The sequence below is a fragment of the Kocuria cellulosilytica genome (assembly GCF_040981245.1).
In the GTDB taxonomy this organism is placed as follows: domain Bacteria; phylum Actinomycetota; class Actinomycetes; order Actinomycetales; family Micrococcaceae; genus Kocuria; species Kocuria cellulosilytica.
The window spans coordinates 66,141-79,404 of sequence record NZ_JAVFWZ010000009.1; the positions used below are offsets into that span (position 1 = coordinate 66,141).

A 13,264-nucleotide genomic window follows, 5' to 3' on the forward strand; every position below is an offset into this window, starting at 1 on the left:
TTGTGACCTGCAACACTGGCGGCGAGACCGAATGCCCTCAGCCCCGCGGCGCGCTCCCGGGCGCGCCCCGCGGAAAGGAAGTGGATCGATGCCGATCGACACGCCCCACGCCGGACCGGCCGCCGCGCTGCTCCAGGACTTCTCCCTCGAGATGACGGGCAAGGACGTCCCGGCCCTGGAGGAGGCCGCCGCCGCGATCCCCCCGGGGACCCGGATCAACGTGACCTTCCTCGGCAACGAGGACCTCGCCATGCGGGTGGCCGCGGCCCGCGCCGTGCGGGAGCACGGGTTCGTCCCGGTGCCCCACTTCTCGGCGCGGCGGCTGCGCTCCCAGGACGAGCTCGAGGAGTTCCTGGCGGCGCTCGCGGAGGTCGGCGCCGCCGAGCACGTCTTCGTGGTGGGCGGGGACCCCGAGACCCCGGAGGGCCCGTACGAGGACTCCCTGTCCGTCATCCGCACCGGGGTGCTCCAGCGGCACGGCGTGCGGGGAGTGGGCGTCAGCGGCTACCCGGAGGGCCACCCCGACATCGGCGACGACGTCCTCTGGGCGGCCCTGACCGACAAGACCGCCGCGATCCGCGAGCAGGGCCTCGAGCCCGAGATCATCACCCAGTTCGGCTTCGACAAGGACCCGGTCCTGGAGTGGCTGGCCGAGGTGCGCCGCCGCGGCGTCGACGCCCCGGTGCGGATCGGGGTGCCCGGGCCGGCGGGCGTCAAGCGCCTGCTCGGCTACGCGCGCCGCTTCGGCGTGGGCACCTCGGCCGGCATCGTCCAGAAGTACGGCTTCTCCCTGACGAACCTGCTGGGCACCGCGGGCCCGGACCGGTTCCTGCGCGACCTCGCCGCCGGCCACGACCCCGCCGTCCACGGGCAGGTGCGGCTGCACTTCTACACGTTCGGCGGGCTGCGGGCCACGGCCGAGTGGGTCCGCGGGTTCGGCGCGGACGGGGGGACCCCGTGAGCCCCGGCCGGCCGTCGATGCTCCGCCCGGACCACGCCAGCCTCGTGGTGCACGGCCGGGACCAGCCGGGGATCGTCGCCGTCGTCACCTCGGTGCTCGCCCGGCACGGGGCGAACATCGTGGCCCTCGACCAGCACTCGGACGACCCGGAGGGCGGGGCGTTCTTCCAGCGCACGGTCTTCCACCTGCCCGGCTACCCGGCGCGGCGCCCCGCGCTCGAGCAGGACCTCGGCGCGGCCCTCGGCGACGGCTTCGAGCTGGAGTGGCGGTTCACGGACCTCTCGGTGCCGCGGCGGGTGGCGATCTTCGCCTCGAAGTCCGACCACTGCCTGCTGGACCTCATCTGGCGCCAGCGCCGGGGCGAGCTGCCCATGACCATCTCCATGGTCGTCTCCAACCACCCCGACATGGCCGAGGACGTCCGCGGCTTCGGCATCCCGTTCTTCCACGTCCCCACCCGGGACAGGGCGGCGGCCGAGGCGGAGCACCTGCGCCTGCTGCAGGGCAACGTCGACCTCGTGGTGCTCGCGCGCTACATGCAGATCCTCTCCTCGCCGTTCCTCGAGGCCGTGGGCGTCCCGGTGATCAACATCCACCACTCGTTCCTGCCGGCCTTCATCGGGGCCGAGCCGTACCGGAAGGCCAAGGAGCGGGGCGTGAAGATCATCGGCGCCACCGCGCACTACGTCACCGAGGACCTCGACGAGGGGCCGATCATCGAGCAGGACGTGGTCCGGGCCTCGCACCGGGACTCCGCCCAGGAGCTCGCCCGCCGCGGCGCGGACGTCGAGCGCCAGGTGCTCTCCCGGGCCGTGCTGTGGCACTGCCAGGACCGCATCATCCGGCACGACCGGCAGACCATCGTGTTCTGAATCCCCGTTCCCGCCCCGGGCGCGCACCGCTCCGGGGCACCACCGCAGAGAAGGAGCTCACCGTGGCACCCCGCACCCTCCAGGACGTCCTCGACGCCTCGAACGGCACCGTCGAGCTGCTGCGCAACTCGCAGATCGGCGCGTACATCTATCCCGTCGTGGCGCCCGAGTTCCACAACTGGCGCAGCGAGCAGAAGGCGTGGCGGGAGACCGCCGTGCTCTACGACCAGTCCCACCACATGGACAACCTGTTCATCCGCGGCAAGGACGCGCTGAAGCTGATCTCGGACACCGCGATCAACAGCACGAAGACGTTCCCCGTGAACAAGGCCAAGCAGTACGTGCCCACCACCCCGGCCGGCCACGTCATCGGCGACGGCATCCTGTTCCACCAGGAGGAGGACGAGTACGTCTACGTGGGCCGCGCCCCGGCCGCCAACTGGCTGCTCTTCCACGGCGAGACCGGCGGCTACGACGTCGACATCGAGGTCGACCGCCGCTCCCCGTCCCGCCCGATGGGCAAGCCCGTGGTCCGGAAGTACTGGCGCTTCCAGATCCAGGGCCCGAACGCGTGGCAGATCATCGAGAGGCTCAACGGCGGCCCGCTCGAGCAGCTGAAGTTCTTCACCATGGACCGGATGAACGTGGGCGGCGCCCAGGTCCGCACCCTGCGCCACGGCATGGCCGGCGCCCCCGGCCTGGAGATCTGGGGACCCTACGAGTCCTACGAGCAGGTCCGGGCCACGATCCTCGAGGTCGGGGCCGAGTTCGGCATCGTGCCCGTCGGCGCCCGGGCGTACCCCTCGAACACCCTCGAGTCGGGCTGGATCCCGTCCCCGCTGCCGGCCATCTACACCGGCGAGGGCACGGCGGACTACCGGAAGTGGCTCGGCGCGGACAGCTACGAGGCCACCAACGCGCTCGCCGGCAGCTTCGTCTCCGAGAACATCGAGGACTACTACCTCACGCCCTGGGAGCTGGGCTACGGGTCCTTCGTGAAGTTCGACCACGACTTCATCGGCCGCGACGCCCTGGAGCAGGTCGACCCCTCGACCCAGCGCCGGAAGGCGACCCTGGCCTGGAACGCCGAGGACATGACGAAGATCTTCGCCTCCCTCTTCGACACCGAGGGCCCGGACTACAAGTACTTCGACCTGCCCCTGGCCAACTACGGCTCCTCCAACTACGACGCGGTGGTCGACGCCGACGGCCGCACCGTGGGCCTGTCCATGTTCACCGGCTACAGCTACAACGAGCGCAAGGGCCTGTCCCTGGCCACCCTCGACCCGAACGTGCCCGAGGGCACCGAGCTCAAGGTGGTCTGGGGCGAGCCCGACGGCGGCAGCCGCAAGACCACCGTGGAACCGCACGAGCAGCTCGAGGTCCGCGCCGTGGTCAGCCCGGTGCCCTACTCCGAGGTGGTCCGCAAGGACTACCACGGCGGCTGGCGGACCGCCTCGTCCCAGGGCTGACCGAGGAGCGGTCCCAGGGCGCGCAGCACGGGCCCTGGCTCCCACCGGCGCACCCCGTCGACGGACCCGACGGGGTGCGCGCCCGCCACCGAGTTGGTCACGAACACCTCGGTGGCGCGGGCGAGCTCCGCCCACCGCACCGGGCGCTCGCGGACGTCCGCCCCGGCGGCGCGCAGCGCCGCCAGCACCCGGGCGCGCACCACCCCGGGCAGGATCCGGCCGTCCGCGGGCGGGGTGAGCACGGCGCCGTCGACGACGACGAAGACGTTGGCCCGGCCTGTCTCCAGGAGCGTGCCGTCGGCGTCCACGAGCAGCGGGTCGCAGCTGCGCGACCACAGGCCCGGGACCGGCTCGGAGGCCAGCGCGCGGCGGTCCGCCCACTTGTGCCCGCCGAGACCGCCGGGCAGCCGGACGGGGACGAGCCGCCAGGGCGGCACCGGCTCCGGCGGCAGGGCCGTGGCCGTGACCGTCACGGTCAGGGTGCCTCCCGGGGCGGGGACCGCCGTGATCCGCAGCCGGTGCGGGCCGGGGAGCCCGGCGGCGCGGGCGACGACCTCGCCGCGGACGCCCGGGGGCAGGGCCGCGCCGCAGCAGGCGAGGCAGCTGGCGCCGAGCCGCCCGAGGTGGGCGTCGAGGTCCACGGGCGCTCCCTCCCGCACGAGCAGCGTGGTGAAGACCCCCTCCTCGAGGACCGGCGGGAGGGCCGGCAGGGCCGGGAGGTGCTCGGGGCCGCTCGCGGGCCGGTGCCCGTCCCAGTCCCGCCGGAGCTCCTCGTCCAGCACGGCCCCGACGGCGTCGAGCAGGGGCACCGCCTTCACGAGCGTCTCGTGCGCCTCGTCCGCGGGGTCGGAGTCGGCCACGATCCCGCCGCCCACCCCGAGCCGGACCCGGTCCCCGCTGAACTCGAAGGTGCGGATCGCCACGTTGAGCACGAGACCGGCCGGGCCCGCGCAGCCGATCGCCCCCGTGTAGACCTCGCGGGCCGCGGGCTCGAGCGCGTTGACGATCTCCATGGCACGGATCTTGGGCGCGCCCGTGCAGGACCCCGGCGGGAACGTGGCGCGCAGCAGCGCCCCGTCCCCGAGGCCCTCGGGCAGCCGCCCGTGCACGTCCGCCACCAGGTGGTGGACCCCGGTGTGCGGCTCGACCCGGGGCGCCGCGGGGGCCCGCACCGATCCGGGCACGCACGCCCGGGAGAGGTCGTTGCGCATCAGGTCCACGATCATGACGTTCTCCGCCCGGTTCTTCGCGGAGGCGTGCAGCGCGGCGGGGTCGCTCGCGGCCGGTGCGGTGCCCTTGATCGGGGACGTCAGCACCGTGCGCCCGGTGCGGCGCAGGAACAGCTCCGGGGACAGGCTCGCCACCGCCCCCGTGGGCAGGCGCAGGAAGGCCGCGAAGCGCGGGGACAGGGCCTCGAGCCCGGCGCAGAACAGGTCCAGGGGATCGCCCTCGAAGCCGGCCTCGAGCCCGCGGCAGACGTTGGTCTGGAAGACGTCGCCGTCCCGGATGTGGCCCAGCACCGCGCTCACGGCGGCGGCGTGCGCGGCGGCCGAGGCGTCGGCCGTGAACGGCCCGCAGCGGTAGGGCGCGGGGGCGTGCGGGACGCCCGGCGCCGCCAGGGCCAGCTCCCGCGCCGCCGCCGTCCGGGCCGGGTCCGTGCCGGGCAGCCACTCGAGCACCCACGCGCCGTCCGCGGCGCGGTGGCGCAGCACGTGGTCGTAGTAGCCGAGGTGGTGGTCCGGCAGCCGTGCGGGGCGCGGCGGGGCAGCGGGGAGCCGCTCGAGCCGCCGAGCCAGCTGGTAGCCGAGGAAGCCGATCCAGCCGCCGCCGACGGCGGGACCGAGGCCGTCCGCGGGGGCGCCGGCCTCCTGGGGGCCGTCCGCCGCGGGGTCGTGCGCCTGCGGGGGGAGGGCGTCCAGGGCCGCGAAGGGGTCCTCGTCGGCGCCCAGCACCCGGAGCGGCCGGAAGCCGATCACGGTGTCCCCGTCGAACCAGTCGCCGAACAGCCCCACCAGCCCGGGCTGGTCCCGCAGGGCCCGCAGCATCTGCACCGGGGTCAGGCGGACGCCGGTGAGGACCTCCGCCCGAGCCGGGCCGGTCCCTGTCGGCTCCCCCGGCGCGCGGGGGGAGCGGCCGCCCCCGGGGGCGGCGGTCACGTCGTGGCTCATGGGGACATGATCCCACCCCGCCAGGGGCCGTGACCGGACGCGTGCGCCGTCGTTGTCGGTCCGCGATAACCTCACATGGCGGGCCGCGCCACGACCCGTGACACTGGCACGGAGAGTCCCCGCCGCTGCGGGGCGTCCGCCGAGAAGGGAGCAAGGATGATCTTCATCGTCGTCAAGTTCAAGGTGAAGCCGGACTGGGCCGACCGCTGGGTCGAGCTCTCGAAGGAGTTCACCGAGGCCACCCGCGCGGAGCCGGGCAACCTGTGGTTCGACTGGTCCCGCAGCGTGGAGGACCCCCACGAGTTCGTGCTCGTCGAGGCCTTCACGGACGACGGCGCGGGCCCGCACGTGAACAGCGACCACTTCCGGAAGTTCACGGCGGAGGCGCCCCAGGCGCTCGTGGAGACCCCGCAGATCATCAGCGAGCAGATCTCGGCCTCGGGCTGGAACCGGATGAGCGAGCTCACGGTCGAATGAGCGCTCGCTGACAGGCCGGCACGCCCGGGAACCGACCGGTCCGTGCGGCGCGGCTCAGGGGCGGGCAGCCGACAGCGCCTGGGCCCGTGAGAGCATGGGCCCACCGAAGGAGGCCGCGTGATCGTCGAACGACTGCCGGAGCACCTGCACGAGGACGCCGTGTCCCTGTGGAAGGACGCGGGCCTGACCCGCCCCTGGAACGATCCCCGCGCGGACCTGGACCGGGCGCTCGGCAGCCCGTCCTCCACCGTCCTGGCCGCCGTCGAGGACGGACGCCTGAGCGGCACCGCCATGGTCGGCCACGACGGCCACCGGGGGTGGGTGTACTACGTGGCCGTGCACCCGGCCCGCCGGGGCCAGGGGCTGGGCCGCGAGCTGATGGCCGCGGCCGAGCAGTGGGTGGCCGGCCACGGCATCCCGAAGATGCAGCTCATGGTCCGCACCGCCAACACGGGGACCCGGGAGTTCTACGAGCGGATGGGCTACGCCGTCCAGGACACCGTGGTGCTCGGGAAGTTCTTCGACCCCGGGCGGCAGGCCCAGCAGAGCGGCTGACCCCGGCTCAGTGGAGGGGGTCGGTGACGCCCTCCGGGCAGTCGTAGCGCTCGAAGTCCCAGGCGCTGCGGCGCGCGCCGGCCCGGTAGGCGCTGTCCCAGAACTCCAGCACGGCGCCGTGGGGGTCGGGCAGCGCCCGCACGTCGTCGTAGCGCAGGACCGCGAGGTGGCCGCTGCCGCGCTCGCTCCAGGACGCGGCCTCCGGCCGCAGGGGCTCGTCCGCCAGCCCCTCGGGCTCCGGGGCCGTGTAGGAGTAGAAGGCCGGGGCCGGGAAGGCGGGGTCCCCGAACCAGAACCCGGAGCTGATGACCTCCCGCGAGTAGGCCTCCCGGGTGACCGGGTCCGTGCCGGGCGGGGGATCCACGGAGCGGTCGGCGAAGCGGGTCACCGTGATGTCGAACGTGTGCCAGAAGTGGTGCACGGGGCTCGTCTTCCCGGACCACCCGGCGGCGAACTCCTCCAGCAGCAGGTTCACCTGGCCCAGGACCTGCCAGTAGCGGGTGACGGCGGCGGGGTCGTAGGCGGCGTGCTCGGTGTCGTCCCCGAACGGGCGGCCGGAGTCGGGCAGGTCGAACGGTCGCGGGCGGGCGATGGTCACCTCCACCCCCACCGCCTCCAGGGCGCGCACCACCCGGGCGTGGAACTCGGCGACGGACAGCCCCGACAGGGCGAAGGAGTGCCGAGCCCCGGCGGCGGTGCTCACGTCGAGGCGGTGGTCCAGGAAGTCGAAGTCGATCGCGAAGACCGGGTCCCGTCCCATCGGGCGGGTGGTGATGCCGCGGCCGGTGACGTGGAAGGGGACGTTCCACCAGTGGTTGCGGCGCGGCGCGGCCGCCAGCCGCACCTTGCCGACCACCTGCGCGAACCGGTGGACCGTGTCCAGAGTGTCCCGCCAGGACTCGTAGGGCATCTCGGGAAAGGCGGCGTGGGGCATGGTTCCTCCTGCGCCCCAGTCTGCGCTGGGACCGGGCCGGGCGTCCAGGGTGCGGGCAGAGCGCGCGGGACCGCCCGGTCCGCCCGGTGGGACACTGGGCGGGAACGGTCCGAGCGGTGCTCCGGCGGGGCCCGCACCGGGACCGGCCACGACGACGAACGGGCGGCCCATGGCGCGAGTCCTCGGTGACAACACCGCGCCCGAGCTGCTGTCCTGGGGGGAGCGGCGGGCCCGGTGGGTGCTGGTCGCCACCGTGCTCGGCTCCGCCCTGACGTTCATCGACACGACCGTGGTGAGCATCGCCCTGCCGGCCGTCGGCGCCGACCTGGGGGCGGGCAGCACCGGCCTGACCTGGGTGGTGAACGGGTACACGCTGACCCTGGCCGCCCTCGTGCTGCTGGGCGGCTCCCTGGGGGACCGGTACGGCCGGCGCCGGATCTTCCTGCTCGGCGTCGCCTGCTTCGCCGGGGCCTCCGCGCTGTGCGGACTGGCCCCGGACGTCACCGTGCTCGTCGCGGCGCGGGCGGTCCAGGGGATCGGCGGCGCCCTCCTGGTGCCCACCGCCCTCGCGATCCTGCAGTCCTCCTTCGCGCCGGGTCACCGGGCCCGCGCCATCGGGGCCTGGTCGGGGTTCACGGGGGTGGCCTCGGCCGTGGGGCCGTTCGCGGGCGGCTGGCTGGTCCAGACCACCTCGTGGCGGTGGGTGTTCCTGGTCAACCTCCCGGTGGCGCTCGCCGTGGTGCTGATCGCCCGCCGGCACGTCCCGGAGTCGAGGGACCCGGGGGCCTGCCCGCAGCTGGACGTGCCCGGCGCCGTGCTGCTGGTGACGGGGCTCGGCGCGCTGACGCTCGGGCTGACGGCCGCGGCCGGTGACGGCCGGTCGGTCCCGGTCACGGGCGGGGCGCTCGCGGCCGGGGCGGGGCTGCTCGCCGCGTTCCTGCTCCGGGAGCGGCGTGCGGCGGCTCCGCTGCTGCCTCCGGCGCTGCTCGGGCAGCGCCTGTTCGTCGCGGCGAACCTCATCACCTTCGTGGTCTACGCCGGCCTGGGCGCGGTCTTCTTCGTCCTCGTCGTCGCCCTCCAGGTGGGGGCCGGGTTCCCGCCCGTGGCGGCCGGGCTGTCCCTGCTGCCCGTCACCGTCCTGATGCTGCTCCTCTCCCCGTCGGCCGGCGCCCTGGCGCACCGGACGGGTCCGCGCCTGCCCATGACGGCCGGTCCGCTGATCGCCGCGCTGGGCGTGCTCCTGCTGGGCCGGGCCGGGCCCGGGGCACACTACCTCCTGGAGGTGCTGCTCCCGGCCGCCGTGTTCGGCGCGGGGCTGACCCTGCTGGTCACGCCGCTGACGGCCACAGTCCTCGGGGCCCTGCCCACGGAGCAGGCCGGGCTGGCCAGCGGGGTCAACAACGCGGTGGCACGCACCGCGGGCCTGCTCGCGGTCGCGGCGATCCCGCTGGTGGGCGGGCTCGGGGAGACCGGCCTCACCGACCCGGCGCGGGTCCGCGAGGGCTTCCCCGTGGTCATGGGGGTGTGCGCGGGGCTGCTCGCGGCCGGCGGGCTGCTGTCCGCGGCGGTCCTGCGCCCCGCGGCGCGGGACCGCCCGTGACGCCTTCGCGCCGCGACACATCCTTGACCGCCCGATCGGCGCGTTCCTACGCTGAAGCCCCTTGTCGCGCGGCGGTGGGGCGTGGAGACCGGGGCCGGCCGGGCGCAGGGGGCGCCCGAGGCCCTGGGGGACCGCGAGGCCGCCGGCAGGGTCCTGCCGTGCGCGTCCGCGCTCGTGCTCGCGCACCGGCGTCCGGCCGGTTCGACCGAAAGCAGTGATGAGCCATGCGTCCTCCCGAGAACACCCGCGGCCCCGACGACCCCTCCGGCTCCCGCGGCCGGAGGCACGCGCGCACCCGCCGCGCAGGCTCCGCGCTGGCGCTGGCCGTGCTCCTGGCGGCCGCCCCGGCGGGCGGGGCGGCCGGGGCGGCCACGGTCGCCGCGCCGCAGCAGGGCGTCGTCGTCACCGCCCAGGTGCCGCCCGGGCTCGAGGACTTCTACGCCCAGCAGCTCGTGTGGACCGCGTGCGGCGCGGCCGCGGAGTGCGCCCGGGTGCGGGTGCCGCTGGACCACGACAACCCGGCCGCCGGGCAGATCGAGCTGGCGCTCACCCGGCTGCCGAGCACCGACCCCGCGGCCCGGCAGGGCTCCCTGCTCGTGAACTTCGGCGGCCCGGGCGGTTCCGGGACCGCCTCGATCGAGGCGTGGGCGGCCGGGCTGGACCCGCGCGTGCGGGCCGCGTACGACGTCGTGGGCTTCGACCCGCGGGGCGTGGGCAGCTCCACCGCCGTGGAGTGCGTCGACGACGCCACGATGGACGCGAGGCGCGCGAGCTCCATCGATCCCGACACTCCGGAGGGGCTGGCCCAGGCCATCGCGACGGCCGAGCGCTTCGCCGCGGCGTGCGCCGCGAACACCGGTCCGCTGCTCGGCGAGGTCGACACGATCAGCGCGGCCAAGGACCTCGACATCCTGCGGGAGGTGCTGGGCGAGGACGAGCTCGACTACCTCGGCTACTCCTACGGCACCCTGCTCGGCGCCACGTACGCCGACCTGTTCCCCGAGCGGACGGGCCGGTTCGTGCTCGACGCGGCCATGGACCCGTCCCTCGACGGGGCCGGGCTGATCCTCGACCAGGCCGCCGCCTTCGAACGGTCCCTGCGCGTGTACGTCGAGTCCTGTCTGCCGCTGGACGGGTGCCCGTTCGAGGGGACCGTGGACGAGGGGCTGGCGGAGATCGAGGCCCTGCTCCGGCAGGTCGAGGCGCAGCCGCTGCCCACCGCCGACGGACGGCCGCTCACCGTGGACGACGCGGTCAGCGGGCTCATCAAACCGCTCTACGATCCGCGCATCTGGTGGTTCCTGACCCAGTCCCTCGCACTGGCCACGGAGCACGGGGACGGGACGGGGCTGATGCGCCTCGCGGACATCGCCTACGGCCGCGGCCCCGACGGCACCTACAGCAACTCCTACGAGGCGAACATCGCGATCGACTGCCTCGACCGTCCCGAGAACGACGACCCCGCCGCGATGGCGGCGCTGGACGCGCGGTTGCAGGAGGCCTCCCCGACCTTCGGCGACTGGTTCAGCCACGGGCAGGTCACCTGTGGCGCCTGGCCGCACGAGCCCGTCAGCACGCCCGCCCCGATCGACGCCGCCGGTGCCGGACCCATCCTGGTGGTCGGCACCACGGGAGACACGGCCACGCCCTACGCCTGGTCGCAGGCGCTGGCCGCGCAGCTCGAGGGCGGGCACCTGCTCACCCGGGTGGGTGAGGGGCACGGGGCCTATCTGAGCGGCAACCGGTGCGTCGACGAGACGATCACCACCTACCTCCTCGAGGGCGTGCTGCCCGCCGAGGAGCGGGTCTGCTGAGCCGGGGCACGCGTGGTGCGGGGGCAGAAAGCGGCCGGTACGAGATCGCCCCCGCACCGGCCCAGCCACCAGGGAAATCAGGAAGATCCGGCGGCTCCGGCCCATCCTACTGAGACACGGGTCACGGATCACCACTTGATTTTCCCGGAACCGCCAGGATCGTCACACGGGGGCCCTCCTCACGGCTGTGGCCGTCCCCGCCCGGCGCGCACGCGTCCGGTGCGGAGGCGCGGCAGGCCCGGCAGCTGCCCGGCCAGGGACGCCACGAGGGCCAGCCCGAACCCCGCCGCCTGGAGACCCGTGAGCGTCTCGCCGAGCAGCAGCAGGCCCAGGACCGCGGCCGTCACCGGGGTCAGGGGCATCAGCAGGGTCAGGCTCGTGGGCGGCACGCGCCGGCCGGCGTGGAACCACGCGGCGTAGGCTACGGCGCCGCCGGGCAGCGCCAGCCAGGCGTAGCCGAGCACGGCCGGCAGGTCCAGGACGAAGGGACCTGTGTCCAGCAGGGGCACGAGCGGGGCGATCATGAGACCGCCCAGGGTCAGCTGCCAGCCGGTCGCGGCGAGCCCGCTCAGCCCCTCGGGCAGCCCCCACCGGCGGGTCAGGACCACCCCGGCGGCCATGACCGTGGTCCCGGCGAAGGCCGCGGCGAGCCCCAGGGCGTCCAGGGTGATGGTGCCCGCGAACACGGCCACGGCCACGCCGGCCACCGCGGCGAGGGCCCACAGCACCCGGGGCAGGGGGGTGCGCTGCCGGAAGGCCAGGAGCAGCAGGAGCGCCGCGACCAGGGGCTGCGCGGAGCCCACCACGGCGGCGAGACCCCCCGGCAGACGGTAGGCGCCGAGGAACAGCAGGGGGAAGAACGCCCCGAAGTTGAGCAGCGCGAGCACCGCCAACCGGCCCCACCAGGCGGGCGGCGGCAGCTGCCGGGTCAGGGCGAGCAGCAGCAGCCCCGCCGGGAGGGCCCGCAGCAGGGACGCGGTCATGGGCCGGTCCGGGGGCAGCAGCTCGGTGGTGACCACGTAGGTGGTCCCCCACACCACCGGCGCCACCGCGCCGAGGAGGATCAGCCGGGCCCGGCCGGCCGCCTCGTGGTCCACCGGCGCACCCCCCCGTTCTCTTCCGCCGCCGTCCGGCCCCGCCCCGTCGGAGGCAGGATGCACCGATCCTACGGTCCGCCCGGCCGGGGATCGGAGTAGATTGCCACCATGGACGTCCGCGGGGGGATCGTGAGCGCGCTGTGCGTGCCGGCACTGCTGCTGAGCGGCTGCGCCCCCGACGGCGGGACCCTGGCGACCGGCGAGCGCCTCGGCGGCCCGGCGGACGCGCCCGCCCTGGACGTGGAGGTCGTGGTGGACGACCTCGAGCTGGCGTGGGACGTGGCCCTCACCCCGGAGGGCACCGTGCTGGTCACCGAGCGGGGCGGCCGGCTGCTGGCCCGCGACGAGCAGGGCGTGCGGGAGGTCGCCGCGGACCTGGACGACCTGTTCGTGGGCAGCGAGGCCGGACTGATGGGCCTGGAGGTCTCCCCGGACTTCGGGCGGACCCGGGAGATCTTCCTGTGCCACGCCACCCGTACGGAGGACGGCCGGCCGCAGGACGTGCGGGTCACCCGCTGGCGGCTCGACGAGGACGCCGCCGCGGCCGAGCGCACCGGGACGGTCGTCGACGGCCTGCCCATCAGCTCCGGCCGGCACAGCGGCTGCCGGCTGCGCTTCGTCCCCGACGGCACGCTTCTCGTCGGCACCGGGGACGCCGCCCAGGGCGAGAACCCGCAGGACCCGGACTCGCTCGGGGGCAAGACGCTGCGGCTCCACCCCGACGGCACGATCCCCCGGGACAACCCGTTCGCCGACCGGGACGGGCCCGCGGCCGCCGTGCACACCCTGGGCCACCGCAACGTCCAGGGCCTCGCCGTGCAGCCCGGCACCGGCACCGTGTGGTCGGCGGAGCACGGACCCGGCACCGACGACGAGATCAACGTGCTCGAGCCCGGCGGGAACTACGGGTGGGACCCCGCGCCCGGCTACGACGAGTCCGTGCCCATGACCGACCTCGAGGAGTACCCGGACGCGATCCCGGCCGCGTGGTCCTCCGGGCGCCCGACCGTCGCCCTCAGCGGCGCCGCCTTCCTCGACGGGGAGCGCTGGGGGGCGTGGGAGGGCGCGCTGGCCGTGGCCGAGCTGAAGAACACGGGGGTGGGGGTCTACCGGGTGGAGGACACCGCGGTCACCGGCCTGACCCGCATGGCGGAGCTGGAGAACGACTACGGCCGGCTGCGCTCGCTGACCCTCGACGACGAGGGCGCCCTGTGGGTCACGACCTCCAACGGCGGCGACGACGCCGTCCTGCGCGTCACCCCGCGGCCGGACGAGAGCTGAGCGGCGCCCGGGGACCGGTCGGGGTCCGGTGCC

Annotated in this window: 11 protein-coding genes; 8 read left to right on the forward strand and 3 right to left on the reverse strand. The window is 75.1% G+C overall.

Annotated elements, in window-relative coordinates:
• Window positions 1–88: 88 nt before the first annotated feature.
• The 3 genes from RCG67_RS13295 (at window position 89) to ligM (ending at window position 3,305) form a co-directional block, all read left to right on the forward strand.
• Window positions 89–961, forward strand: a complete 873-nt coding sequence (locus RCG67_RS13295) for a methylenetetrahydrofolate reductase (protein ID WP_368826906.1) — start codon at window positions 89–91, stop codon at window positions 959–961.
• A 17-nt stretch (window positions 962–978) separates the two neighbouring features.
• A complete protein-coding gene (gene purU, locus RCG67_RS13300; RefSeq protein WP_058873050.1) occupies window positions 979–1,833 on the forward strand; it encodes a formyltetrahydrofolate deformylase in 855 nt (284 codons plus the stop codon).
• 62 nt (window positions 1,834–1,895) lie between these two features.
• Window positions 1,896–3,305 carry a vanillate/3-O-methylgallate O-demethylase gene (gene ligM, locus RCG67_RS13305; protein ID WP_368826908.1) on the forward strand — a complete coding sequence of 470 codons (1,410 nt, stop codon included), beginning with the start codon at window positions 1,896–1,898 and terminating at the stop codon, window positions 3,303–3,305.
• Here ligM and RCG67_RS13310 read toward each other — a convergent pair.
• A complete protein-coding gene (locus RCG67_RS13310; RefSeq protein ID WP_368826910.1) occupies window positions 3,266–5,473 on the reverse strand; it encodes a bifunctional anthranilate synthase component I family protein/class IV aminotransferase in 2,208 nt (735 codons plus the stop codon). The genes ligM and RCG67_RS13310 overlap by 40 nt on opposite strands.
• Window positions 5,474–5,629: 156 nt before the next feature.
• Here RCG67_RS13310 and RCG67_RS13315 point away from each other — a divergent pair, with 156 nt between their 5' ends.
• Together RCG67_RS13315 and RCG67_RS13320 are read left to right on the forward strand one after the other, a co-directional pair.
• Window positions 5,630–5,950: a putative quinol monooxygenase gene (locus RCG67_RS13315; RefSeq protein WP_368826911.1), complete on the forward strand. Its 321-nt coding sequence runs from the start codon at window positions 5,630–5,632 to the stop codon at window positions 5,948–5,950.
• Between the two features lie 117 nt (window positions 5,951–6,067).
• Window positions 6,068–6,505, forward strand: coding sequence for a GNAT family acetyltransferase (locus tag RCG67_RS13320; RefSeq protein WP_368826913.1), 438 nt, complete (start codon window positions 6,068–6,070; stop codon window positions 6,503–6,505).
• Between the two features lie 7 nt (window positions 6,506–6,512).
• Here the strand turns inward: RCG67_RS13320 and RCG67_RS13325 are convergent, their stop codons facing one another.
• Complete coding sequence (locus RCG67_RS13325; RefSeq protein WP_368826915.1) at window positions 6,513–7,439, reverse strand: DUF5996 family protein; 927 nt, start codon at window positions 7,437–7,439, stop codon at window positions 6,513–6,515.
• A 169-nt stretch (window positions 7,440–7,608) separates the two neighbouring features.
• Between RCG67_RS13325 and RCG67_RS13330 the strand changes: the two genes are divergently transcribed.
• Both RCG67_RS13330 and RCG67_RS13335 read left to right on the forward strand, forming a co-directional pair.
• Window positions 7,609–9,039, forward strand: coding sequence for an MFS transporter (locus RCG67_RS13330; protein ID WP_368826917.1), 1,431 nt, complete (start codon window positions 7,609–7,611; stop codon window positions 9,037–9,039).
• Window positions 9,040–9,263: 224 nt separating this feature from the next.
• On the forward strand, window positions 9,264–10,853 hold the full coding sequence (locus tag RCG67_RS13335; RefSeq protein WP_368826919.1) for an alpha/beta hydrolase: 1,590 nt from the start codon (window positions 9,264–9,266) through the stop codon (window positions 10,851–10,853).
• 179 nt (window positions 10,854–11,032) lie between these two features.
• Here the strand turns inward: RCG67_RS13335 and RCG67_RS13340 are convergent, their stop codons facing one another.
• The gene (locus RCG67_RS13340) at window positions 11,033–11,950 is read right to left on the reverse strand and encodes a DMT family transporter (RefSeq protein WP_368826921.1); all 918 of its coding nucleotides are present in this window, start codon (window positions 11,948–11,950) and stop codon (window positions 11,033–11,035) included.
• 108 nt (window positions 11,951–12,058) lie between these two features.
• On the opposite strand from RCG67_RS13340, the gene RCG67_RS13345 reads away from it, so the two are divergent.
• Entirely contained in the window at window positions 12,059–13,231 is a 1,173-nt protein-coding gene (locus RCG67_RS13345; RefSeq protein ID WP_368826923.1) for a PQQ-dependent sugar dehydrogenase, read from the forward strand.
• The last annotated feature ends 33 nt before the right edge of the window (window positions 13,232–13,264 follow it).